General features: G+C 67.1%; 24 protein-coding genes. 16 read left to right on the forward strand and 8 right to left on the reverse strand.

Translation table 11 applies throughout. The features are described from left to right. Positions 1 to 12 precede the first annotated feature (12 nt). From BN1313_RS10715 to BN1313_RS10775, 13 genes are all read left to right on the forward strand, one after another. On the forward strand, positions 13 to 2,001 hold the full coding sequence (locus BN1313_RS10715) for a conjugal transfer protein TraG (protein ID WP_091740194.1): 1,989 nt from the start codon (positions 13 to 15) through the stop codon (positions 1,999 to 2,001). A 62-nt stretch (positions 2,002 to 2,063) separates the two neighbouring features. Then, entirely contained in the window at positions 2,064 to 2,444 is a 381-nt protein-coding gene (locus BN1313_RS10720) for a CopG family transcriptional regulator (RefSeq protein ID WP_425415013.1), read from the forward strand. 217 nt (positions 2,445 to 2,661) lie between these two features. Continuing rightward, entirely contained in the window at positions 2,662 to 3,597 is a 936-nt protein-coding gene (gene trbB / locus BN1313_RS10725) for a P-type conjugative transfer ATPase TrbB (RefSeq protein WP_342666787.1), read from the forward strand. Beyond that, a complete protein-coding gene (locus BN1313_RS10730; RefSeq protein ID WP_091740203.1) occupies positions 3,594 to 3,926 on the forward strand; it encodes a TrbC/VirB2 family type IV secretion system protein in 333 nt (110 codons plus the stop codon). Before trbB ends, BN1313_RS10730 begins: the two co-directional genes overlap by 4 nt. Beyond that, positions 3,926 to 4,207, forward strand: coding sequence for a VirB3 family type IV secretion system protein (locus tag BN1313_RS10735; RefSeq protein WP_091740206.1), 282 nt, complete (start codon positions 3,926 to 3,928; stop codon positions 4,205 to 4,207). Before BN1313_RS10730 ends, BN1313_RS10735 begins: the two co-directional genes overlap by 1 nt. A 12-nt stretch (positions 4,208 to 4,219) precedes the next feature. Next, the gene (gene trbE, locus BN1313_RS10740; RefSeq protein ID WP_091740209.1) at positions 4,220 to 6,676 is read left to right on the forward strand and encodes a conjugal transfer protein TrbE; all 2,457 of its coding nucleotides are present in this window, start codon (positions 4,220 to 4,222) and stop codon (positions 6,674 to 6,676) included. Positions 6,677 to 6,711: 35 nt separating this feature from the next. Further along, complete coding sequence (gene trbJ, locus BN1313_RS10745; protein WP_245620165.1) at positions 6,712 to 7,449, forward strand: P-type conjugative transfer protein TrbJ; 738 nt, start codon at positions 6,712 to 6,714, stop codon at positions 7,447 to 7,449. A 10-nt stretch (positions 7,450 to 7,459) separates the two neighbouring features. Further along, the gene (gene trbK-alt, locus BN1313_RS10750) at positions 7,460 to 7,849 is read left to right on the forward strand and encodes a putative entry exclusion protein TrbK-alt (RefSeq protein WP_091740215.1); all 390 of its coding nucleotides are present in this window, start codon (positions 7,460 to 7,462) and stop codon (positions 7,847 to 7,849) included. A 4-nt stretch (positions 7,850 to 7,853) separates the two neighbouring features. Then, positions 7,854 to 9,218 (forward strand): P-type conjugative transfer protein TrbL, encoded by a 1,365-nt coding sequence (gene trbL / locus BN1313_RS10755; RefSeq protein WP_091740218.1) that lies wholly within the window; start codon positions 7,854 to 7,856, stop codon positions 9,216 to 9,218. Next, on the forward strand, positions 9,218 to 9,901 hold the full coding sequence (gene trbF / locus BN1313_RS10760; RefSeq protein ID WP_091740221.1) for a conjugal transfer protein TrbF: 684 nt from the start codon (positions 9,218 to 9,220) through the stop codon (positions 9,899 to 9,901). Before trbL ends, trbF begins: the two co-directional genes overlap by 1 nt. Beyond that, a complete protein-coding gene (gene trbG / locus BN1313_RS10765) occupies positions 9,898 to 10,947 on the forward strand; it encodes a P-type conjugative transfer protein TrbG (protein ID WP_091740224.1) in 1,050 nt (349 codons plus the stop codon). Before trbF ends, trbG begins: the two co-directional genes overlap by 4 nt. Continuing rightward, positions 10,944 to 12,167 carry a TraB/TrbI/VirB10 family type IV secretion system protein gene (locus tag BN1313_RS10770; protein ID WP_091740227.1) on the forward strand — a complete coding sequence of 408 codons (1,224 nt, stop codon included), beginning with the start codon at positions 10,944 to 10,946 and terminating at the stop codon, positions 12,165 to 12,167. The genes trbG and BN1313_RS10770 overlap by 4 nt, the downstream gene beginning before the upstream one ends. A 2-nt stretch (positions 12,168 to 12,169) precedes the next feature. Next, positions 12,170 to 12,409 (forward strand): DUF2274 domain-containing protein, encoded by a 240-nt coding sequence (locus BN1313_RS10775; RefSeq protein ID WP_091740231.1) that lies wholly within the window; start codon positions 12,170 to 12,172, stop codon positions 12,407 to 12,409. Here the strand turns inward: BN1313_RS10775 and BN1313_RS10780 are convergent. The 3 genes from BN1313_RS10780 to BN1313_RS10790 form a co-directional block, all read right to left on the reverse strand. Beyond that, on the reverse strand, positions 12,342 to 13,340 hold the full coding sequence (locus tag BN1313_RS10780; RefSeq protein WP_091740233.1) for a LysR family transcriptional regulator: 999 nt from the start codon (positions 13,338 to 13,340) through the stop codon (positions 12,342 to 12,344). The two genes, BN1313_RS10775 and BN1313_RS10780, sit on opposite strands and share 68 nt — an antisense overlap. Before the next feature lie 199 nt (positions 13,341 to 13,539). After that, entirely contained in the window at positions 13,540 to 14,031 is a 492-nt protein-coding gene (locus BN1313_RS10785) for a DoxX family protein (protein WP_091740236.1), read from the reverse strand. Positions 14,032 to 14,130: 99 nt separating this feature from the next. Beyond that, positions 14,131 to 14,745, reverse strand: coding sequence for a TetR/AcrR family transcriptional regulator (locus BN1313_RS10790; protein ID WP_176695972.1), 615 nt, complete (start codon positions 14,743 to 14,745; stop codon positions 14,131 to 14,133). A gap of 99 nt (positions 14,746 to 14,844) precedes the next feature. Between BN1313_RS10790 and BN1313_RS10795 the strand changes: the two genes are divergently transcribed. Genes BN1313_RS10795 through BN1313_RS10805 form a run of 3 tightly spaced genes read left to right on the forward strand, consistent with a single transcriptional unit; the run spans position 14,845 to position 19,016 of the window. Beyond that, on the forward strand, positions 14,845 to 16,281 hold the full coding sequence (locus BN1313_RS10795) for an efflux transporter outer membrane subunit (protein ID WP_091740242.1): 1,437 nt from the start codon (positions 14,845 to 14,847) through the stop codon (positions 16,279 to 16,281). Between the two features lie 3 nt (positions 16,282 to 16,284). After that, entirely contained in the window at positions 16,285 to 17,448 is a 1,164-nt protein-coding gene (locus BN1313_RS10800) for an HlyD/EmrA/EmrK family protein (protein ID WP_091740245.1), read from the forward strand. A 20-nt stretch (positions 17,449 to 17,468) separates the two neighbouring features. After that, positions 17,469 to 19,016: a DHA2 family efflux MFS transporter permease subunit gene (locus tag BN1313_RS10805; RefSeq protein WP_091740247.1), complete on the forward strand. Its 1,548-nt coding sequence runs from the start codon at positions 17,469 to 17,471 to the stop codon at positions 19,014 to 19,016. A 36-nt stretch (positions 19,017 to 19,052) separates the two neighbouring features. On the opposite strand, the gene BN1313_RS10810 is transcribed toward BN1313_RS10805, so the two are convergent. From BN1313_RS10810 to BN1313_RS10830, 5 genes are all read right to left on the reverse strand, one after another. Further along, entirely contained in the window at positions 19,053 to 19,694 is a 642-nt protein-coding gene (locus BN1313_RS10810; RefSeq protein ID WP_091742613.1) for a DUF1109 domain-containing protein, read from the reverse strand. Beyond that, entirely contained in the window at positions 19,694 to 20,227 is a 534-nt protein-coding gene (locus BN1313_RS10815) for a sigma-70 family RNA polymerase sigma factor (protein ID WP_091740249.1), read from the reverse strand. Before BN1313_RS10815 ends, BN1313_RS10810 begins: the two co-directional genes overlap by 1 nt. 105 nt (positions 20,228 to 20,332) lie before the next feature. Continuing rightward, positions 20,333 to 21,130, reverse strand: coding sequence for an SDR family NAD(P)-dependent oxidoreductase (locus BN1313_RS10820; RefSeq protein WP_091740252.1), 798 nt, complete (start codon positions 21,128 to 21,130; stop codon positions 20,333 to 20,335). Between the two features lie 38 nt (positions 21,131 to 21,168). Next, on the reverse strand, positions 21,169 to 21,897 hold the full coding sequence (locus BN1313_RS10825) for a cytochrome c biogenesis CcdA family protein (protein WP_091740255.1): 729 nt from the start codon (positions 21,895 to 21,897) through the stop codon (positions 21,169 to 21,171). Positions 21,898 to 21,904: 7 nt separating this feature from the next. Next, positions 21,905 to 22,321, reverse strand: coding sequence for a thioredoxin family protein (locus tag BN1313_RS10830; RefSeq protein ID WP_091740257.1), 417 nt, complete (start codon positions 22,319 to 22,321; stop codon positions 21,905 to 21,907). Between the last annotated feature and the right edge of the window lie 88 nt (positions 22,322 to 22,409).

Genomic DNA, 22,409 nt, shown 5'->3' on the forward strand with positions numbered 1-22,409 from the left:
GGAGTACCCGCCATGTCGGCGACCAAAATCCTCTGGGGCCAGATTCTCACCGTCTTCCTGATCGTGCTCATGACGACTTGGGCGGCGACGCAGTGGACGGCCTATCGGCTCGGCTTCCAACAGCAGCTCGGAGTTCCGTGGTTCGACCTGGCTGGCTGCCCGATTTACTATCCGCCCGCCATCTTCTGGTGGTGGTACTTCTATGATGCCTATGCGCCGCCGATCTTCATCGAAGGCGCCTATATCGCGGCGTCAGGCGGCTTCATCTCCATCGCCGTCGCGATCGGCATGTCCCTCTGGCGGGCGCGTGAGGCCAAGAATGCCGAGACGTTCGGTTCCGCCCGATGGGCCGATGCTCGCGAAGTGAGCGCCGCCGGCCTCTTGGGCGCGGATGGCGTCGTCCTCGGAAAATTTGAGCGCGACTATCTCCGCCATGACGGCCCCGAGCATGTGCTGTGCTTTGCACCCACGCGTTCCGGCAAGGGCGTCGGCCTGGTCGTGCCGTCGCTGCTCACCTGGCCCGGCTCAGCTATCGTCCATGACATCAAGGGGGAGAACTGGACACTCACCGCCGGCTATCGCGCACGGCATGGTCGCGTGCTGCTGTTCGATCCGACCAATACGAAATCGGCCGCCTACAATCCGCTGCTCGAGGTGCGTCGCGGCGAGTGGGAGGTCCGCGACGTGCAGAACATCGCCGACATCTTGGTCGATCCGGAAGGCTCGCTTGAAAAGCGAAATCACTGGGAGAAAACGAGCCATGCGCTGCTCGTCGGCGCGATCCTGCACGTGCTCTATGCCGAGGCCGACAAGACCCTGGCAGGCGTCGCTGCCTTCCTCTCCGATCCGAAGCGGCCGATCGAGTCGACGCTGGCCGCCATGATGAAGACAGCCCACCTTGGCGAGGCCGGCCCGCATCCGGTGATCGCCAGTGCTGCGCGCGAGCTGCTCAACAAATCGGACAACGAGCGGTCGGGCGTTCTGTCCACCGCGATGTCGTTCCTCGGTCTCTATCGTGACCCCGTCGTCGCCGAGGTCACCCGCCGCTGCGACTGGCGCATCGTCGATATCGTTGGCGGCAAGCATCCGACGACGCTCTACCTCGTGGTGCCGCCGTCCGATATCAACCGGACCAAGCCGCTGATCCGCCTGATCCTCAATCAGGTCGGTCGGCGGCTCACCGAGGATCTGCAGGCGAAGGGCAACCGTCATCGGTTGCTGCTGATGCTCGATGAGTTTCCAGCGCTCGGCCGCCTCGACTTCTTCGAGAGTGCCTTGGCATTCATGGCGGGCTACGGTCTCAAAGCCTTCCTCATCGCCCAGTCGCTGAACCAGATCGAGAAGGCTTACGGCCCGAACAACTCGATCCTCGATAACTGCCATGTGCGCGTCAGCTTCGCGACGAATGACGAGCGGACCGCCAAGCGTGTTTCAGACGCCCTCGGCACCGCGACAGAGCTGCGCGCGATGAAGAACTATGCCGGTCATCGCCTGTCGCCCTGGCTCGGTCACATGATGGTGTCGCGTTCGGAAACGGCCCGGCAACTGATGACGCCCGGCGAGATCATGCAACTTCCGCCATCGGACGAAATCGTCATGGTCGCCGGCACCCCGCCGATCCGCGCGAAAAAGGCGCGATACTATGAGGATCTCCGATTTCAGGAACGCATCGTAGCGCCACCGAACCTGGTGAAGCCGACAACGGCCCGACCGGACGACTGGAGTACGCTGCCCCTTCCAGCGACGCCGACCGTGTCGATCGCGACTGGCGGCGGGAGCGGGTCGGAGGATGAGGATACGACCGACTCCGAGCGCCGGCACCAGCCAGAACTGAGCCGCGCAAAGCCCGTCGAGCCTAAGCAACCCATCGAAAACGAATTTGAGATCGATCCCCGCGATGACGCCGATGAGGACGCCGCACGCCTCTCGCGCATGAACCAGACCATGCGCCAGGTCGCACGCCAGGCGTCGCTCGATCCCGGCGATGGCATCGAGCTTTAGGAGGCAGCATGGCAAAATCTCCCAAGAAGCAGCGGCTGTCGGTCTATCTCGAACCCGACGTCATGAGGACGCTCGCCGCACATGCCGCCCGGCGCGATCAATCCCTCTCGCTGATCGCAGAAGCCGGCATCGCCTCTTTCCTGTCGCCTGACGCTGCCGAACGGCAGGAGGCTGCGACGACGAAGCGGCTCGACCAGATCGACCGACGAATGGCGCGGATGGAGCGCGACCTTGGGATCGCCGTCGAAACGCTGGCCGTGTTCATCCGCTTCTGGTTGACGACGAACCCGCCGCTCCCCGAGCCTGCCCAGGCCGCGGCGCGCGCCAAAGCCGGCGAGCGCTACGAGGCGTTCGTCACCGCGCTCGGACGGCGACTCGCTCACGGGCCGAAACTTCGACAAGAGATTTCGGAGGACATCGCGCCCGCGCACGACGCGGATTAATCACGACAGCGTACACCGCAAGTATTCCGGCATTCCGCCGTTTACCTGTATTTGTACGCCACAGTACGACGACCACATTATGGTTGTTGTCAGGCCGTGATTTCTGCCTCCTCTACTCATCCCCGATCCAGGGCCGCATGTCGCGGACCTGCAAGAGAACGGGGACGACGTGGCGGCCACTCACCAGAAATCGGAGGCGATCCTTCGCGGCGCGCGCATGCTGCGCACGGCCCTCGGGCCGGCGATCGCTCGATTTCTGGAAGACCCCGCGATCGTCGAGGTGATGCTCAACCCCGATGGGCGGCTCTGGATCGACCAGCTTTCCGAAGGGCTTTCCGACACAGGCGAGCTGCTGTCGCCTTCGGACGGCGAGCGGATCATCCGTCTAGTCGCCCATCATGTCGGCGCTGAGGTTCATCCCGGCGCCCCGCGTGTCTCGGCCGAGCTGCCCGAGACGGGGGAGCGGTTCGAGGGGCTGTTGCCTCCCGTGGTGTCCGCGCCGGCCTTTGCAATCCGTAAGCCCGCCGTCGCGGTCTTCACGCTCGACGATTATGTCGCCGCCGGGATCATGGTTGCGGGTCAGGCCGAGACCTTGCGCCAGGCCGTAGCCGACCGGCGCAACATCCTCGTAGCCGGCGGCACCTCGACCGGGAAGACCACTCTCACCAACGCGCTGCTGGCCGAGATCTCGAAGACCTCGGACCGCGTCGTCCTGATCGAAGATACGCGCGAGCTGCAATGCGCCGCGCCCAATCTGGTCGCGATGCGGACCAAAGACGGCGTCGCCTCGCTCTCCGATCTTGTCCGCTCCTCGCTCCGCCTGCGCCCCGATCGCATCCCGATCGGCGAGGTGCGTGGGGCCGAGGCGCTCGATCTGTTGAAGGCCTGGGGCACCGGACACCCCGGCGGCGTCGGAACAATCCACGCCGGCACCGCCATCGGCGCGCTGCGTCGCATGGAGCAGCTCATCCAGGAAGCCGTCGTCACCGTCCCGCGCGCGCTGATCGCCGAGACGATCGACCTGGTCGCCGTGCTGTCCGGTCGCGGCGCGTCGCGCCGCCTCACCGAACTCGCCCGCATCGAGGGCCTCGGCCCCGACGGCGACTACCGCGTCACCCCCGCAAGCCAGCCCCTCACAGGAGACCCGTCATGATCCAGCATGCTTTGCGCATCCGCCGCCACATCGCCACGGCGGTGTCCGTCACCATCGTAACGCTGGCGCTCGCGCCGGCCGCCCACGCCTCCGGCTCGTCGATGCCGTGGGAGGCGCCGCTGCAATCGATCCTCGAATCGATCGAGGGACCGGTCGCCAAGATCATCGCTGTGATGATCATCATCATCACCGGCCTGACGCTGGCCTTCGGCGACACGTCGGGCGGCGCGCGTAAGCTGATCCAGATCGTCTTCGGCCTGTCGATCGCCTTCGCCGCGTCCAGCTTCTTCCTGTCCTTCTTCTCGTTTGGCGGCGGGGCGCTCGTCTGATGGCCGATGGCGTCGACCATGGCGGCGAGCTGCCGGGCTTCTCGGTTCCGGTGCATCGGGCGCTTACCGAGCACATCCTGCTCGGCGGCGCGCCGCGCTCGCTCGCCATCCTCAACGGCACATTGGCGGCCGCGCTGGGCCTGGGCCTTCGGCTCTGGCTGGTCGGTCTCGGCCTCTGGGCTGTCGGGCATTTCGCGGCCGTCTGGGCCGCCAAGCGTGATCCGCAGTTCGTCGACGTCGTGCGCAAGCATCTGCGCATCCCCGGCCACCTGTCGGTCTGAGGAGCGGCGCCGATGATGAACCTCGCCGAATATCGCAACCGCAACACCCGGCTCGCCGACTTCCTGCCCTGGGTCGCTTTGGTCGGCGAAGGGATCGTGCTGAACAAGGACGGCAGCCTGCAGCGCACCGCGCGCTTCCGCGGCCCCGACCTCGACAGCGCCGTGCCGGCCGAGCTGGTCGCCGTCGCCGGCCGGCTCAACAACGCCTTTCGTCGCCTCGGCTCCGGCTGGGCGATCTTCGTCGAAGCGCAGCGCCATGGCGCGGCGACCTATCCGGCCAGCATGTTCGCCGACAGCGCCTCCGCCTTGGTCGACGCCGAACGCAAGGCCGACTTCGAGGAGGCCGGCGCGCATTTCGAGTCCAGCTACTTCCTGACCTTCCTCTATTTGCCGCCGGCCGAGGATGCCGCCCGCGCTGAGACCTGGCTCTACGAGGGCCGCGATCACGCCGGCGTCGATGCACACGAGATCCTGCGCGGCCTCGCCGACCGCACCGATCGCATCCTCCAGCTCATCGACGCCTTCATGCCGGAATGCGCCTGGCTCGATGACGGCGAGACGCTGACCTATCTGCATTCGACCGTCTCGACGAAGCGGCATCGCGTTCGCGTTCCCGAGACGCCGATGTATCTCGATGCGCTGCTGGCCGATCAGCCGCTCACCGGCGGGCTGGAGCCGCGCTTGGGCGATGCGCATGTCCGCATCCTCACCATTGTCGGCTTCCCGACCGCGACCACGCCCGGCATCCTCGACGAGCTGAACCGGCTGGCCTTTCCCTATCGCTGGTCCACGCGCGCCGTTCTGCTCGACAAGACCGACGCGACCAAGCTGCTGACCAAGATCAGGCGACAATGGTTCGCCAAGCGCAAGTCGATCGCCGCCATTCTGAAGGAAGTGATGACCAACGAGGCGTCGGCGCTGGTCGACACCGATGCTTCGAACAAGGCGGCCGATGCGGACATGGCGTTGCAGGAGCTGGGCGCGGACTATGCCGGCCAGGCCTATGTGACGGCGACGATCACTGTCTGGGATGATGACCCGCGCATCGCCGCCGAGAAGCTGCGGATGGTCGAGAAGGTGATCCAGGGCCGCGACTTCACCGCGATGCCCGAGACGATCAACGCGGTGGACGCCTGGCTCGGCTCGTTGCCCGGTCATGTCTACGCCAATGTCCGCCAGCCCCCGATCAACACATTGAATCTCGCCCACATGATCCCGCTGTCGGCGGTGTGGGCGGGACCGGAACGCGACGAGCATTTTGCAGCACCCCCACTGCTGTTCGGCAAGACCGAAGGCTCGACCCCGTTCCGGCTTTCCATCCATGTCGGCGATGTCGGCCATACGCTGATCGTCGGCCCGACCGGCGCCGGCAAGTCGGTGCTGCTGGCGCTCATGGCGCTGCAGTTCCGGCGCTATCCGCAATCCCAAGTCTTCGCCTTCGACTTCGGTGGCTCCATCCGCGCCGCCGCGCTCGCCATGCGCGGCGACTGGCACGATCTCGGCGGCGGCCTCACGGAGGGCTCAAAAGACAGCGTGTCGCTTCAGCCGCTCGCGCGCATCGACGATGTCGCCGAGCGCGCCTGGGCCTCCGATTGGCTGGTCGCGATCTTAGGACGCGAGAGCGTGCCGCTCACGCCCGAGGTTAAGGAGCACCTCTGGTCAGCGCTGTCATCGCTGGCGTCCGCGCCTATCAGCGAGCGGACGCTGACGGGTCTTTCCGTCCTGCTGCAGTCCAACGACCTGAAACAGGCGCTCCGACCCTATTGCGTCGGCGGTCCCTATGGCCGGTTGCTCGACGCCGAGGCCGAGCATCTGGGCGAAGCCAATGTTCAGGTCTTCGAGACCGAAGGGCTGATTGGCACTGGAGCCGCTGCCGCCGTGCTCGCCTATCTCTTCCACCGCATCGAGGACCGCTTGGACGGTCGCCCGACGCTACTGATCGTGGATGAAGGCTGGCTGGCGCTGGACGACGAGGGCTTCGCCGGTCAGCTCCGCGAGTGGCTGAAGACGCTGCGAAAGAAGAACGCCAGCGTCATCTTCGCCACGCAGTCGCTGTCGGACATCGATGGGTCGGCGATCGCGCCGGCCATCATCGAAAGTTGCCAGACCCGCATCCTGCTCCCGAACGAGCGGGCCATCGAGCCGCAGATCACGGCCATCTATCGCCGGTTCGGGCTCAACGATCGCCAGATCGAGATCCTCGCGCGGGCGATGCCCAAGCGCGACTATTACTGCCAGTCCCGGCGCGGCAACCGGCTGTTCGAGCTGGGCTTGTCGGACGTGGCGCTCGCGCTCTGCGCCGCCTCATCAAAGCAGCATCAGGCACTGATCGCCGAGGTCCACGCCCGCAGCGGCACTGACGGCTTCCTTGTCGAGTGGCTTGCCGAAAATCGGCTCGCTTGGGCCGCCGACCTCATCGCCGACCTCACCAACGTCATCCCCCAAACCGATCCGGAGGCACGCTCATGACCCGTACCGTTCGTTCCCGCTCGCGCGCGCTGCGCATGACCGCCGCGCTGCTGACGGTTTCCGTCGCCGCGATCCCGTTCATGGCCGCGCCCGCCCACGCGCAGTTTGGCGGGATCGTCTACGACCCCACCAACCACGCACAGAATCTCCTGACCGCCACGCGGGCGCTTCAGCAGATCAACAACCAGATCACGTCGCTTCAGAACGAGGCGACCGGTCTGATCAACCAGGCGCGTAACCTCACGAGCCTGCCATTCTCGTCGCTCCAGCATCTCCAGCAGTCCGTCCAGCGGACGCAACAGCTTTTGGGCGAAGCGCAGCGCATCGCCTACAATGTGCAGAACATCGACCAGGCGTTCCGCACCACCTACGGCAACGCGTCGATGTCCGCCTCGGACCAGCAGCTCGTGGCCGGCGCACGCGAGCGTTGGCAGAATACCGTCGGGGGCCTGCAGGACGCGATGCGCGTCCAGGCCGGCGTCGTCGGCAACATCGACACGAACCGGACCCAGATGTCGGCGCTGGTCGGCCAGAGCCAGGGCGCGACCGGCGCGCTGCAGGCGACACAGGCCGGCAACCAGCTTCTCGCCCTGCAAGCGCAGCAACTCGCGGACCTGACGGCTGTGGTCGCCGCAAACGGTCGCGCGCAGAGCTTGACCGAGGCCGAGCGCGCGGCCGCGGCCGAGCAAGGTCGCGAGCAGCGCCGTCGCTTCCTGACGCCGGGCAGCGGCTACCAGCCGGGCAACGCCCGCATGTTCCCTAACGGCAACTGAGGGCGCGGCCATGGACGGCAAGATGCTCGCCCGGCTCGGCGCCGTCGTGTTCGTCGCGGTCGCGATCACTGCGACCGCGATCGAGATGAGCCGGAAAGAGGAAGCGCCCGAGGCGTGGCCGTCCGGCCGCGCTGCCGTGACCGCGGCCGACCCATTGCGCGACGCGCTGATCCGCTGCCAGACGCTCGGCGAAGCCGGTCCCCGCGACCCCGCCTGCTTGCGGGCTTGGGCCGAAAACCGCAACCGCTTCCTCGCGCCCGGCGCGCGACCTGCCGAGCGACTGCCGGACATGCCGCCGGCGCCGCGAAACGACCCCACTCCCCAACCGGGCCGTACCGATCAGCCGGCCTTGGAGCCCGCCGCGCCGATCGCGCCGCCGCAGCTCGACGAGGCGAGATAACATCATGGGCGGCACCGGCGTCATCGACCATTTCCTCGAGGTCTTCACCCGCTACATCGACAGCGGCTTCGGGTTGCTCAGCGGCGAAGTCGCCTTCATCGCCACCACCCTGATCGTCATCGACGTGACGCTGGCCGCACTCTTCTGGAGCTGGGGCGCCGACGACGACATCATGGCCCGCCTGGTGAAGAAGACGCTGTTTGTGGGCGTCTTCGCCTACATCATCGGCAACTGGAACAACCTCGCCCGGATCATCTTCGAAAGCTTCGCCGGGCTCGGCCTGAAAGCCAGCGGGACGAGCTTCACCACGGCTGATCTCATGCGCCCCGGCAAGGTCGCGCAGACCGGTCTCGACGCCGGACGGCCGCTGCTCGACTCGATTTCCAGTCTGATGGGCTATTGGTCGTTCTTCGAGAACTTCATCCAGATCGCCTGCATGTTCCTGGCCTGGGCGCTGGTGCTGCTCGCCTTCTTCATCCTCGCCATCCAGCTCTTCGTCACGCTCATCGAGTTCAAGCTGACGACGCTCGCTGGCTTCGTGCTGATCCCGTTCGGCCTGTTCGGCAAATCGGCCTTCATGGCCGAACGCGTGCTCGGCAACGTTATCTCTTCCGGCATCAAGGTTCTCGTCCTCGCCGTCATCATCGGCATCGGCTCGACCCTCTTCTCCGAGTTCACGTCCGGCTTCGGCGGGGCAACCCCCACCATCGACGAAGCGATGGCGATAGCGCTCGCCGCGCTGTCGCTGCTCGGCCTCGGCATCTTCGGTCCCGGCATCGCCAGTGGTCTCGTCTCCGGCGGCCCGCAGCTCAGCGCCGGCGCTGCGGTCGGCACCGGCATGGCCGCAGGCGGCATGGTGGCGCTCGGCGCTGGCGCCGTCGGCGCCGCCGCATCGGGTGGTGCTGCGTTGGCCGGTGGCGCCGCCGCCGCCGCTCGTGGCGGCGCTGCAGTCGCTGGCGGCGCATCCACCGCCTACAGCCTTGGCGCAGCCGGTCAGTCCGGCGCGTCCGGTGTGGCGTCCGGGCTCGGCGGGGTTGCCCGCGCTGGCGGCAGTGCTGCCGTCTCCCCCCTTCGCCGCGCCGCATCGCGTGCCGCCGAAAGCATGCGCTCGAGCTTCAACGCCGGCGGCAAAGCCGCGTTCGAGGCGACGGGCGGCACGTCCACCGCAGGCTCGATCGGCGGTGACGCGGCCGGTGACGGCACCGCTGCCGCCGCTTCCGCGACCGCGGGCGCTCCCCCGGCCTGGGCCCAGCGGATGCGCCGCTCCCAGCACATGACCCATGCCGTCCAGGCCACGGCCCACGCCGTCCGTACCGGCGACGCCCATGGCGGCGGCTCTTCTGTCAATCTTTCCGAAGGCGATCGCTGATGTTCAAACGACCAATCACCCATTACGGCAAAGCTTCCGAGCCGGAGACGCCCTATCAGCGGGCCGCCCAGGTCTGGGATGAACGCATCGGCGCCTCGTGTGTTCAGGCCAAGAACTGGCGGCTCATGGCGTTCGGTTCGCTGATCCTGTCGGCCGGCTTCGCGACCGCGCTCGTCGTGCAGTCGGCCCGCGGGACGATCGTGCCGTGGGTGGTGCAGGTCGACCGGCTCGGTCAGGCGCAGGCGGTTGCGCCCGCAGAGGCCGACTACCGGCCGACCGATCCGCAAATCGCCTTCCACCTCGCGCGTTTCATCGAGCAGGTTCGCTCGATTCCGGCCGACGCGATCATCGTGCGCCAGAATTGGCTGCGCGCCTATGATTTCACGACCGATCGCGGCGCCATGGCCCTGAACGATTACGCTCGGTCCAACGACCCGTTTGCGAAGGTCGGCCGCCAGCAGATCGCCGTCGATGTCTCCAGCGTCATTCGCGCGTCCCCCGACAGCTTCCGCGTCGCCTGGGTCGAGCGCCGCTATGAGAACGGCCAGCTCGCCGAGACCACGCGCTGGACCGCGATCCTGACGATCGTGGTGCAGATCCCGCGCAACGCCGACCGGCTCAGGGCGAACCCGCTCGGCATCTATGTCAACGCCGTCAACTGGTCACGGGAGCTTGGGCAATGAAGCCGTATTTCCGTAAAGCCGGAAACCCGGCTTCACACATTTCAACGATCCCGGCTCTGCGACGAAGCGCATTGCCGCTCCTGATGCTGGCGACGTCCGCGGTCGCCGGCTGCGCCACCAGCACTCCGCCGCCGGAGATTTCGTACGATGCCGCTGCTCCGGCGGTACAGACTGTGCCCCCCCCGGGGCCAGTCACCGTGGTCGAAATCCCGCGGCCGCTCCCCCTGCCCGGGCAGATGCAGCGCGTCGAACCCTCTCGATCCACGCCGGAGCCGACCGACCCGACGGCGCGCGTCAGCCAGGCCAATGCTGCTGCGCGCATGGAGCCGGTGCGCGACGGCTTCATCAACTCGATGCAGGTCTATCCGTTCACCCAGGGCGCGCTCTACCAAGTCTACACCGCCGTCGGACAGATCACCGACATCGCGTTGCAGCCGGGCGAGCAACTCGTCGGCTCGGGTCCGGTCGCCGCCGGCGATACGGTGCGCTGGATCATTGGCGACACGCAGAGCGGCGCCGGGCCGACCCTGCAGGTCCACATCCTGGTCAAGCCGACCCGGCCAGACCTGATGACCAACCTCATCATCAACACCAACCTGCGCACCTACCATATGGAACTCCGCTCGACCGAGCGCACCTACATGGCCTCGGTCTCGTGGCAGTACCCGCAGGATCAGCTCATCGCGCTGCGCCGGCAGAACAGCCAAGCCGAGGTCGCACAGCCCGTCGCATCGGGCGTCGACCTCGCCAACGTTAACTTCCGTTACGCAATCGACGGGGACCGGGCGCCATGGCGGCCGCTGCGCGCCTTCGACGACGGCCACCAGGTCTTCATCGAATTTCCGCGCGGCATCGGCCAGGGCGAGCTGCCGCCACTGTTCGTCGTCGGCTCCGAGGGCAACGTCTCGGAGTTGGTGAACTACCGGGTACGCGGCCACTACATGATCGTCGATCGACTCTTTGCCGCCGCCGAGCTGCGCATGGGGCCCGGCGATCGCCAGAAGCGCGTCCGCATCGTGCGCACCGATGGGAGCCCGACGTCGTGAGCGAGACCGAGCCGAGGAAAGAGGAAGAACTGGACGAGGAGGCGCGGCCGCTGACCGGGGACCCCGTCGGTCCGGCGCCGATGCGGCTTCGCGCAGAGCCGCCGCGCGTCACCCGCCTGTCGCGAAAGGTGCTGGCAGGCCTTGGCCTGATGGCCAGCGTCGGGATCGGCGGCGCGCTTATCTACTCCCTTCAGACGCCCGACGGCGGTCGGCCAAACGAGGAGCTCTACTCGACCGAGAACCGCGCGACGGCGGACGGCATCGCCGGCCTGCCACGTGACTATTCCGGCGTGCCTCAGCTCGGACCTCCGCTGCCGGGTGATCTCGGTCGGCCGATGCTGACCGCACAGAACAGAGGCCAGCCTGTTCCCGCGCCCGGCGTGGCCGCTCCCGGCCCGGGTTCCAGCCCAGAAGAGCAGAGGCGCATTCAGGAGCTTGAAGCGGCGCGCACGGCGCGTTTGTTCGCCGCCACCGAAACAATGACAGCGTCCGCACTACCGTCCCAGGCGACGCCTGCCACGCAACCGGCACCCGATCTCGCCGGTCTTGGCTTGGCCTCCTCGCCGGCGACGCCCACGCCACAGGACCGGCAGAACGCGTTCCTCAATGCGGCCGCCGACCGACGCACCGCCGCTCCCGATCGCGTCGCCGCGCCGGCGTCGCTAAACATTTTGCAGGCCGGAGCCGTGATTTCCGCCGCACTGATCACGGGGATCCGTTCGGACCTTCCCGGTCAGATCACCGCCCAGGTTACCGAGAACATCTACGACAGCCCTACGGGCCGCATCCTGCTGGTGCCGCAAGGGACACGGGTCATCGGTGAGTACGATAGCAACGTTCAGTCGGGGCAAAGCCGCGTGCTCTTGGTCTGGCGCCGACTGATTTTCCCGAACGGCCGGTCGATCGTCCTCGACCGTCAACCGGGTGCTGACGCTGAAGGCTTCGCAGGCCTGCAGGACCGTGTCGATTATCACTGGTGGGACCTTGCCAAGGCAGCGGGGCTTTCAACGCTGCTCGGCGTCGGCGCGGAGCTTGCCGTCGATGATGACGATCGTTTGATTCAAGCGATCCGCAACGGCGGCCAGGATACGATCAATGATGCTGGGCAGCAGATGGTTCGGAGACAGCTCAACATTGCACCCACGCTGACCATCCGGCCGGGGTCCCCGGTGCACGTTCTCGTCACGCGCGACCTCCTGCTCGAGCCATATGGAGGGTGATCATGGCAAAGCTGAAGCTGTCCGGCATCCCGAACCAAAAGCCGGTCAAGGTCACCGTCGAACTACCCGCCGCCCTGCATAGGGAGTTGGTCGCCTATGCTGAAATTCTTGGACGAGAAGCGGGCCAGGCGATCGGTGATCCCTCCGTGCTGATCGCACCCATGGTTCAACGCTTCATAGAAACAGATCGGGGATTTGCGCGGGCACGCCGGGAGGAGCGAGGAGCGCCATCAGTGGCATAAGGATTCCAACGGCCGTTCGCCGTGCTGACGCGGCTGCGATTTTCACCGCGCGCGCGACGCTCATCAATCGCTTCAACGCCGGATTTGAGTTTCTCGCAGACCAGATGGCGCTCGACTCAAGTACGCCCGTTTCGCCGGCGACCCTGCAGGCGACTACGCCCTGCTGCTTGGTATCGACAAATGAAGTCTCGACCAGAGTGAGTCCGTATCCAATGGCGACGAGGTTCATGAGTGTCTCGCGCCCGACTTGCTGAATACGGACATCGGGCTGAAATCCGAACTCAGCCAATCGCCTAACCAGAAAATTGTGGATCTCTGCCCCGGGACCGCCAGCGCTGACGATGAAAGTCTCATGACGAACCTCGTCCCAAGTAATCTCATCTCTACCGGCCAACGGGTGCTCGGAAGGCATGGCTATGAACACGCTCTCCTTCCAGAGCATCTCAGCGAGGTAGCCAGGCGCAGCCTCAACGCCGGTGAGAAACAAGATGTCCAAGTGCCCTGTCGCCAAGCAGTGGAGGCACTCTTGGGGCGTCGCTTCGTGAATGACGACCTCGACATTCGGATGTTTGTCTCGAAACGCCGCTAGCATCTCGCGCAGATGGCCCGAATTCAGGGAGGCGAGGATCCCAACGTGAATCACCCCCCGTTCGCCCCGGTCCGCTGAAGCGGCTAGCTGCATGGCACGGTCCAGATAATTGACGCCCCGCGCAGCCTCCGACAGAAACCGGGCTCCAGCTCGGGTCAGCCGGATGCCGGCAGGCGTCCTGTCGAACACAGCGAATCCCAGGCGGCGCTCCAGCAACTGCACGCGCCTCGTAATCGATGACTGGGACGCACCCAGCACCTCTGCAGCCCTGCGAAAGCTTCCTTGCTCTGCGGCGACAATCAGATTTCGCAGGTACCTAAGGTCGAGTCCGAGATCGGGCATGATCCCCCTGGCATCGCATTGTCCCAAATGATCGGCGTTTCATCTACCTAGTCCTGGCATCGCGCCACGCCGAAGGGCACGTCGTTCGATCTGGGTTCTGGTCGGAGAGGCTAGCCGCATGAAATCTCAGTGCGTGACTGATTGGGGTAAGGTGCGGCGTAACCCTCCGACGCTGACCGCACCCCCGAGGTCCGGATCGTCAGCTGCCGCGAAAACGCGACCATCGGCGTTGGAGATAGTTGTCGACCGACCACGGCCCGGCACCCGCGATCGAGAGAGCCACAAGACCGGCGATATAGAGAAGATCGGTCTCGTAGCCCGGCTGTCCGAAATGCGCGCCACTGGCGTCGTAGGACATGAGCTTGATCGAGCTGAAGCCGTTCGGGAGGTGCACGGTGAAGATCGCGACGAGCAGTACCACGATCATGGGAACGGTTGCGAGTGGCACAAAGGCGCCGGCGATGATCATGAGGCCGCCGATGATCTCGACCGCGACGGTTCCCCAGCTCAGCAGTTCCGGGAACGGCATCCCGATGGAATGCAGGATGCCGGCGAAATTCTCAGGGCCCCGCGCGAGCTTGGCGTAGCCGTGGGCGAAGAAGCCATATCCAAGGATGAGGCGCAGCGGGAGCGCATACCAGCCTTGCGGCAACGGCAGCGGGGAGACCGCGTATTTCTGAAGCAATGACATTGGGGGTCCTAACTAACGCGTGGGCGCCCTTGTGATTACGTGGCAAGCTTGGCGGCGGTTACACCTCACGATCCAATCGACGCATCCGTCCTGCCGGCGCTATTCGCTCCTGCCCGGCGTCCCGGCGCCGTAAAGGCGCAGGAAGGCGTCCACGGCTGTGGCGGCCGCATCCTTGGGCGTGAACCACGGATCGGCGCCGAAGAGCAGCGGTTCGACCACGCCCGATTCAAGAAGCCCCTTCAGATGGGCCGCCAAGATCTGCGGGTCCGCCGGGCGCAATACTTCCCGACCCTGGAGCTCGACGAGATAGTCCCTGACCTGGCTCCAGGCGCTCCCGGGTCCGATCTTGAACAGCATCGCGCCAAGCTGTGAATTCCCTCCCTCGGCGATTGCGGCCCGCAGGATTGCGATGGCGTCGGATGACGTCAGCAGGGTCAGCTCGGCCTCCCCAAAGCGTCGCAGCACCGAGGCGACGTCCGGGTCCGAGGGGTCCAGCAGCCCGATCGCCTCCTGGCCCTGATCATCCAGCGCCGACACCATGGCCGCGGCGAAGAGCTCCTCTTTGGATTTGAAGTAGCTGTAGAGCGTGGCCTTGGACCCGCCGACCCGCGCGGCGATCGCGGCCATGCTGGCCCGCTGATAGCCCACCTCGCGAAAAACTTGGAGCGCGGCGCCCAGGATCGCCTGGCGTCGCCCGTCTGTCTTTACCCTCATGCCGGCTCCTTTCCTAAACCAGCCTGTACAGTTTTCCATTGCGAAGCAAGTCGGCCGCCATTATCAGACCGTACAGTCTACTTATAAGGGGGGTGGCCAATGAGACGTTCCGATCGGTCGGGCCGAGCGATCAGCTTCGGCGCCCTAGCCGGAGCCCTAGTGTTGAGCGGCTGCGCCATGCTTCCGGAAAGGGGAGATCTTCCATCGCTTGTCTCGCCAGACAGCCTGGCCAGCGCCAGCAGCCTCGCGGCGCCGCAAGCCGACTGGCCCTCCGATCGCTGGTGGGCCGACTACGGCGATCCGCAGTTGTCCGGCCTGATCGAGGAGGGCTTGGCCGGGGCCGCCGATCTGCGAATCGCCCAGGCACGGTTCCAGCGCGCCGAGGCGATGGTACGCCAGTCGCGGAGCCGGCTCCTGCCCGCCTTGAACGCCAGCGCCGAATCCGGCGCGACCAAGCAGAGCTATAACTTCCTTATCCCTGGCGACGTCCTGCCGCAGGACTGGCCCGACTACGGCCAGGCCGCGCTCCGTCTCGATTGGGAGCTGGATTTCTGGGGCAAGAATCGCTCGGCCCTGGCGGCCGCGAGATCGGACAGCGCGGCGGCGGGAGCCGAGGCCGCAGCGGCGCGTCTCGCCGTCTCCTCGGGCATCGCTCAGGCCTACGCCGACCTCGCCGCGCTTTACGCCGAACACGACGCCCTCAGCGACGCGGTCCGAATCCGGGGCAGGACGTTCGACCTCATGGTGCGGCGCAAAGCCCAGGGCCTTGAGAACGACGGCGCCGTGGAGCGCGCGCGTTCGGCGCTGGCCACGACCCAGGGCGACTTGGCCGGCCTGGATGAGATGCTGGCGCTGACGCGCAATCGCATCGCCGTCCTGCTGGGCGCCGGTCCGGATCGCGGCGCCGCCATCAGCCGTCCCGCGGCCCTGGTCGACATGGCGTTTGGCCTGCCGGCGAACCTGCCGGCCGACCTGATCGGCCGCCGGCCCGACATCATCGCCGCGCGGCTCCGCAGCGAGGCCGCGGCCAGCCGCATCACTCAAGCGCGCGCCGCCTACTATCCCAACATCAATCTCGCCGGACTGATCGGCCTTCAGGCCCTCGGCGTCGAGAATGTGTTCAAGTCGGGGTCCGAGTTCGGCACGGTCGGCCCTGCCATCACCCTGCCGATCTTCGACGGGGGACGACTGGACGGGGGCTATCGCGCGTCCGAAGCCGACTACCGCGCCGCGGTGGCGCAGTATGACGGCGCCTTGGCCCAGGCTCTGCGGGACGTGGCCGACGCGACGGCCAGCGATCGGGCGCTGGGGCGCAGGCTCGAGCACGGCCTGGAGGCCGAACGGGCCGCGACCGCCGCCTGGACCGTCGCCAACAACCGCTATCGCGGCGGCCTGGCCACCTATCTCGACGTGCTCGCCGCCGAAGACGCGCTCGTCTCCGCGCGCCGGGCCGTCGCCGTCCTGAAAACTCGTGCCTTCGCCCTGGATGTCGCGCTCGTCCGCGCGCTGGGCGGCGGCTTCCGCTCTGAGGGTTAAGCCATGACCAACTCCACCCCCGACATCGATCACCCCCACACCCCCGTCGCAGACGGCCCCGGGCTCGACGATCTGCGCGTCAAGCGCACCCGACAACGGCTGTTCGTCGGCCTGGCCGCCACGGTCGCGGTGCTCGGCGCGGGCTATTTCGCCTACGGCGCCGTGATCGCCTCGAACCATGTGGAGACCGATAACGCCTATGTGGGCGCGAACGTCGCCCAGGTGACGCCGCTGATCGGCGGGCCGGTTCGCGAGGTGCTCGTCGACGATACCGTGGCGGTCAAGCGTGGCGACGTCCTCGTCCGGCTGGACGATACGGACGCAACGCTCGCCCTGGCCCGGGCCGAGGCCGAGCTGGCGGCGACCGAACGCCGTGTCCGCGGCCTGATCGCCAACGACAGCGGTCTTGGCGCGCAGATCACCGCCCGGGGCGCCGACCAGGCGCGGGCCGCCGCGCAGTTCGCGGCCGCCCGCGGCGATCTGGACCGGGCGCGGGTGGATCTTCAACGACGCGAGGCGCTGGTCACGTCGGGCTCGGTTTCGGAGGAGGAACTCACCGCTGCACGAAATGCGCACAGCACCGCGCTTGCGAACTACCAGGCCGCCGACGCGGCGCGCGCCCAGGCGGCGGCGAACCGGACGTCGGCCATCGGCAGCCGCAATGCGAACCGGGCTCTGATCGAAACCAGGGCCGGAGCCGACAACCCCGAAGTCCTCGCCGCGCGGGCCGCGCGCGATCAGGCCCGGGTCGATCTCGAGCGCACAGTTCTGCGCGCGCCCGTCGACGGGATCGTCTCCCGACGTCAGGTCCAGGTCGGCCAGCGCGTGCAAGCCGGCGCCATGCTGATGATCATCGTGCCGATCCAGGCCGCCTATGTGGACGCCAACTTCAAGGAAGGGCAGCTCAAGAAGGTGAGGCCCGGACAACGGGTCACGCTCACCTCCGATCTCTACGGGGAGAGCGTCGAGTATCACGGTACGGTCGTCGGCTTCTCCGGCGGCACGGGCGCGGCCTTCGCCGTGGTGCCCGCCCAGAACGCCACCGGGAACTGGATCAAGGTCGTCCAACGCCTGCCGGTGAGAATCCGACTCGATCCGAGGCAGCTCGCCGAACATCCCTTGCGCGTGGGCCTGTCGATGACCGTCGACATCGACGTCTCCAACTGATCAGCCGGGAGCGTCCTTCCATGGCCGAAGCCATCGCCCAACACGAAGATGAAGCTCACCGGCCCCTGACCGGCATGAAGCTCGCGATCGCCGCGACCTTGCTCGGCCTGGGCAATTTCCTCGTCATCCTCGACACGACCATCGCCAATGTGTCGATCCCGAACATCGCCGGCGGCCTTGGGGTGTCGGTCTCGCAAGCGACTTGGGTCATCACCTCCTACGCCGTGGCCGAAGCGATCATGGTGCCGCTCACCGGGTGGCTGGCGCGGCGGTTTGGCGGGCAACGGGTGTTCATCACCAGCTTCCTCGCCTTCGGCGTTCTCTCGCTGCTTTGCGGCCTGTCGAGCACCCTGGGCATGCTCATCGCCTCCCGGGTCCTCCTCGGCCTCGCCGGCGGCACGCTCATTCCCCTGTCCCTGACCCTGCTGCTGCGCGTCTTCCCGCGCGAGAAGGCCACGGTGGCCACGATCATCTGGGCGATGACGACCACGATCGCCCCGATCGCCGGCCCGATCCTGGGCGGCCTCCTGTCCGACAACATCGGATGGGAATGGATCTTCTATATCAAGATCCCCTTTGCGATCGCCGGCGGGCTCGGGCTGCTCTACATCTTCCGCGGCCGGGTCGAGGCGGTCATCAAGGCCCGGATCGACATCGTCGGGCTCGGGCTGCTCGTCGTCTGGGTCGGGGCCCTGCAGATCATGCTCGACGAGGGCCGCAACCACGACTGGTTCGCGGCCGCGGAAATCCGGCTCCTGGCGGCCGTCGCCGCAGTCGGCTTCGTGGCCTTCCTCATCTGGGAGCTGACGGAGAAGCACCCCATCGTCAATCTGCGGGTCTTCCGCCATCGCGGGTTCGTGGCGGCCTCGATCACCTATTGCGTGGCCTTCGGCACCTTCTTCGCCACGGTCGTCATCATCCCGCTCTGGCTCCAGTCGAACATGGGCTACACGGCCACCTGGGCGGGCTACGCCACCGGGATCATGGGCGTGCTGGCCATCATCGCCTCGCCGATCATCGGCAAGGCGGTCGAGACGATCGACGCTCGGCTGATCGTGTCGATCGGCGTCCTAGGGCTGGGCCTAGTCTCGGTGTGGCGGATGGGCTTCACGCCCGACATGGCCTTCATCCAGATGGCGGGGCCCATGCTGCTCACCGGCGTCTTCCTGATGATGTTCATCATTCCGGTCACGGGCCTTTGCATGGCGAGCGTGGATCCGGACGAGCAGGAGGACTCCGCCGGCATTTCCAACTTCATGCGCGTGCTGGGCGGCGCGTTCGCCACCTCCCTGGTTCAAACCGGCTGGACGAACGCGGCCCGGCACAATCAGGCCGAGCTGACCGGGGCGATGACGCAGGGACAGGCCACGCTCGATGGCATGATGGCCAGCGGCGCCCCGCCGGAGGCGGCGAGGACCCTGCTGGCCGGCCTCCTCGAAGGGCAGAGCTATATGCTGGCGACGCTCAATGTGTTCGCTGCGATCGCCATCTGCTTTGCGTTCGCGGCGACGCTGATCTGGTTCGTTCCCAAACCCAAGGGACCGATCAACACCTCCGGCGGGCACTGACCCGCCGCTCCCCTGGGGCTATGCTCGCGAGGTCAGCTACCAGCGCAGGAGCCGCGGCCCCAGCAGCGCGCCCAGAGCCGCCGCCACGGCGATCCCCAGGGTGTACCAGGTGAGCACGAAGATGGCGGACACCTCGGGACAGTGCAGGCAATAGATGGTCGCGGCCCATGCGCCGGCGCTGAGGCCGGCGATCGCTCCGGCCGCCCGCAGGTGAGCGGGGGCGAGCTTGCGGAAGGACCAGAGCAAGCCGGCGAAGATCGGCGCGGCGAGCGTCAGCACGATCCAGGGACAGGAGGTCCAGCTGCGGCCAAGCCACATCGCCAGCCATTCCGACGACGGCGTGCGGGCGAGCTCGCCGACCCCGATCCCGACCAGGACCAGCACCGGCGCGGCGAGCAGCCAGAGCCCCTGCAAGGGCGCGGGCGCCGGCCGCGCCAGGCGGATGATCGCATAGCTTGCGCCCAGCGCGAGCGAGAGGGTGTAGGTCCACTTCATCCAGAAGGAGAAGCCGTGCATGGCCAGGCGCAGATCCGGACGGATTCCGAGCGTCACGGCGATCAGGAGCATCGCCACAAGCCCGCCGGCCGCCAAGCCGACTGCGATGCGTCTGGGGACCGCGTGACGCGGCACCCGAGACACGTTCTGGCTGAGCGAATCGATAAGCTGTTCGGTCTTCATCATCCTTGGCCTTTGATCCGGGCGGCGAGCGCCTTGAGGCCCCGATGCACCGAGATCTTCACATCCGACTCGCCAATGCCGGCACCGGAGGCGGCCTCGGCGATACTCTTGCCCTCGACATGGGTGTCGCGGATCGCGCGCGCCTGTTTGGGAGACAGGGTCGCGAGCAGGCGATCGACGTCCATACGCGCGCCGGCGGCGTCTTCGAAGCCCTCGGCCATCAGGATGGACTCGACGTCCTCGATCGCCACCGTCTGGCGATGACGCCGATAGTGGTCGATCGTCCGATACCGCGCGATCGCATAGAGCCAGGCGGTGAAGGGACGGCTGCGATCGAAGGTCTCTCGACGGGTGTGCACGGTGATGAGGGTGTCCTGTACGAGGTCTTCGACATCTTCGGCCCGCGCCAGACGCCGTCTATAGAAGGCGGTGAGGAGCGGCACGAGCGCGCGCAGCAGCAGGCCATGCGCGAGCGCATCGCCGTCAAGGCTGCCGATCATCAGCGCTTTGAGCTCGGCCTCGCTCGTCGCCATCCTCATTCCGGTCAGTCTTACGTCGCTTCCGCTCTATCCGTTACAGGGGTTGGGCTCGACTTCATATTCGGCTGCAGGGTTCGCGCGGCGACGTCCCACGCGGCCTCACAGGGCCGAGTGGTCGCGCGCTCCGTCTTCCATGGCGGCTTTGATCGGCCGCAGGGCTTCATCGACAGCCTGGGGGTCGGTCCGGTTTTGCTTCACCATCTCGAGCCGGGCCGGGCCGCCACGCACAACCTCCAGGCGGTCCTGGGTCATCGCCTCGACTATCTCCCGGGCCACATCCGACGGTGTTTCGCGACCGCCGTCCCGTCCCATTCCGGACGTCGCCATCATCGGCGTCTCGGTCGCCGTCGGATAGACCGTCAGGACACGGACCCCCTCCCCGTCCAGTTCCCGGCGAAGCGCCTCGCCGAAGTGAGCGATGCCGGCCTTGACCGCGGCATAGGGCGAATAGAACGCCATGCCGACAAGCGCGATGCCCGAGCTGACGTTCACCACCAGGCCGTCGCCGCTCTCCTTCAGCAGGGACAGCGCCGCCCGCGTGAGGAGGATCGGACCCGTCAGGTTCACCTCGACCATCTGGCGGATCTCGTCCTCCGTGATGGCTTCGAGCCGGCCAGCGCGCACGCCGCCGGCGTTGTTGACGAGAACGTCGAGCCCGCCGAGCGATTCCGCCGCCAATTCGAGCGTTCGGGCCCGGCCTTCGGACGTGGTCACGTCGGCTGACAGGCCGCGGATGGGGCCTTGGCCTTCCAGCTGCCGTAGGGCTTGATCGACGGCCCCCTGCCGGCGACCAGTGATGCCGACGATGGCTCCGGCGATGAGCAGTTCGCGGGCGATCTCGAGCCCGATGCCGCTCGATCCGCCGGTGACGAGGGCGCGCTTGCCGTTGAGATTCATTTCGTCGGCTCCTTTAGGGTGTTGCGGGCCCAAGGGCCCTAGATCGCGGTCGACCAGGTGACGACGCGCTCAGGCAGATGATCCAGCGCGAAGGCTTCGATCTTCCGATCGATCCCCGTGAGGATGAAGACGCCGATGATGAGCAGCAGGGCGCCCAGCACGGTCTTTCCGCGTCCGCCGGCTGTCATCATCCGGCCGCGCCACCGCGAGAGGGCGCCTCGCGCCGCGAAGGCGATCACGAGCAGGACCGTCGAGATGCCGAGGCCGAACGCGACCATGACCAGGGCCACCTCGCCCAGATCCTTGCCCTCGGCAGCGAGCGCGACCGCCGCGCCGAGGGTCGGTCCCACACAGGGCGCCCAGACGATGCCCAGCAGGGCCCCGACCGCCGCCTGGCCCCAAAGCCCGGCCCTGTCGTCAAGCGCCGCCTGATGGGAGCTGGCCCAGGCGGCGAGCGGGGTCGCGACGCGGGCCAGCAGGTCCTGAAGCCAGGGCACGAGCAGTACCACGCCCGCCAGGCAGAGGATGACCGCGCCGGCGGCGCGAACCACAAGCGTATCGATCCCCAGCGCCTGCCCGAAGGCGGCCACGACGAAGCCGGTGACGGTGAAGGCGACGACCAGGCCCGCCGCCAACGCCAGCGGCGCGAAGCGGTGCCGCTGGGCCGCCGAGGACAGGACGATCGGCACCAGCGGGAGGACGCAGGGCGAAAGGATGGTCAGCGCGCCCGCCACATAGGCGAGCGCGGGATTGAGCGCAGAAGCCATCCGCAGGTCAGCTGATCGCGCTGCGGATCACGGCGGAAACCTTGCCTTCGTCCGTCTCGTGCGCGATCCGGTCGGTCTCGCGCGCGCCGCGGAAAGCGATCAGGGTCGATTGCTGGGTCGCGCCGAACCTTTGCCACAGCGGCCGCTGGGTGTCGAAGTCGATGCGGAACACGACCATGTCGCGATAGGCGGGGGCGGCCGTAACGCTGGCGATCGTCCTGGCCTGGGCGCGGCAGACCGGGCACCACGGCGCATGGACCCAGACCAGGATCGGCTTGCCCGCTCTCTGGGCCGCGTCGAAGGCCGCCTGATTGTACGGCTGCACGGTCGGCGCGACCTGGGCGGCCGCAGGAGCGGCGGCGACGACCGCCGGAACGGCGGCGGCGAGAGCGGCGAAAACGGCGAACGAAGACGAGTGGCGCATAAGGCCTCCAAGGAGTTGTCGTCTCCCTCCTACGGATCGGCGCGGCCGCCGGTTACACCCGGCAAGGCGAAGACCCGAAAACAGGCCT

Origin of the sequence: Phenylobacterium immobile (ATCC 35973) (assembly GCF_001375595.1) — a bacterium.
Classification (GTDB): Bacteria; Pseudomonadota; Alphaproteobacteria; order Caulobacterales; family Caulobacteraceae; genus Phenylobacterium; species Phenylobacterium immobile.

Coding starts and splice junctions, on each gene's coding strand:
- BN1313_RS10825 (WP_091740255.1), bottom strand. CDS start 21,897: ATGGCTTCTGCGCTCAATCCCGCGCTCGCCTATGTGGCGGGCGCGCTG.
- trbF (WP_091740221.1), top strand. CDS start 9,218: ATGTTCAAACGACCAATCACCCATTACGGCAAAGCTTCCGAGCCGGAG.
- BN1313_RS10810 (WP_091742613.1), bottom strand. CDS start 19,694: ATGAAGACCGAACAGCTTATCGATTCGCTCAGCCAGAACGTGTCTCGG.
- BN1313_RS10715 (WP_091740194.1), top strand. CDS start 13: ATGTCGGCGACCAAAATCCTCTGGGGCCAGATTCTCACCGTCTTCCTG.
- BN1313_RS10820 (WP_091740252.1), bottom strand. CDS start 21,130: ATGAATCTCAACGGCAAGCGCGCCCTCGTCACCGGCGGATCGAGCGGC.
- BN1313_RS10790 (WP_176695972.1), bottom strand. CDS start 14,745: ATGAGGGTAAAGACAGACGGGCGACGCCAGGCGATCCTGGGCGCCGCG.
- trbK-alt (WP_091740215.1), top strand. CDS start 7,460: ATGGACGGCAAGATGCTCGCCCGGCTCGGCGCCGTCGTGTTCGTCGCG.
- trbE (WP_091740209.1), top strand. CDS start 4,220: ATGATGAACCTCGCCGAATATCGCAACCGCAACACCCGGCTCGCCGAC.
- BN1313_RS10815 (WP_091740249.1), bottom strand. CDS start 20,227: ATGGCGACGAGCGAGGCCGAGCTCAAAGCGCTGATGATCGGCAGCCTT.
- BN1313_RS10795 (WP_091740242.1), top strand. CDS start 14,845: ATGAGACGTTCCGATCGGTCGGGCCGAGCGATCAGCTTCGGCGCCCTA.
- trbJ (WP_245620165.1), top strand. CDS start 6,712: ATGACCGCCGCGCTGCTGACGGTTTCCGTCGCCGCGATCCCGTTCATG.
- trbL (WP_091740218.1), top strand. CDS start 7,854: ATGGGCGGCACCGGCGTCATCGACCATTTCCTCGAGGTCTTCACCCGC.
- BN1313_RS10720 (WP_425415013.1), top strand. CDS start 2,064: ATGAGGACGCTCGCCGCACATGCCGCCCGGCGCGATCAATCCCTCTCG.
- BN1313_RS10830 (WP_091740257.1), bottom strand. CDS start 22,321: ATGCGCCACTCGTCTTCGTTCGCCGTTTTCGCCGCTCTCGCCGCCGCC.
- BN1313_RS10785 (WP_091740236.1), bottom strand. CDS start 14,031: ATGTCATTGCTTCAGAAATACGCGGTCTCCCCGCTGCCGTTGCCGCAA.
- BN1313_RS10805 (WP_091740247.1), top strand. CDS start 17,469: ATGGCCGAAGCCATCGCCCAACACGAAGATGAAGCTCACCGGCCCCTG.
- BN1313_RS10780 (WP_091740233.1), bottom strand. CDS start 13,340: ATGCCCGATCTCGGACTCGACCTTAGGTACCTGCGAAATCTGATTGTC.
- trbG (WP_091740224.1), top strand. CDS start 9,898: ATGAAGCCGTATTTCCGTAAAGCCGGAAACCCGGCTTCACACATTTCA.
- BN1313_RS10775 (WP_091740231.1), top strand. CDS start 12,170: ATGGCAAAGCTGAAGCTGTCCGGCATCCCGAACCAAAAGCCGGTCAAG.
- BN1313_RS10800 (WP_091740245.1), top strand. CDS start 16,285: ATGACCAACTCCACCCCCGACATCGATCACCCCCACACCCCCGTCGCA.
- trbB (WP_342666787.1), top strand. CDS start 2,662: ATGCTGCGCACGGCCCTCGGGCCGGCGATCGCTCGATTTCTGGAAGAC.
- BN1313_RS10730 (WP_091740203.1), top strand. CDS start 3,594: ATGATCCAGCATGCTTTGCGCATCCGCCGCCACATCGCCACGGCGGTG.
- BN1313_RS10735 (WP_091740206.1), top strand. CDS start 3,926: ATGGCCGATGGCGTCGACCATGGCGGCGAGCTGCCGGGCTTCTCGGTT.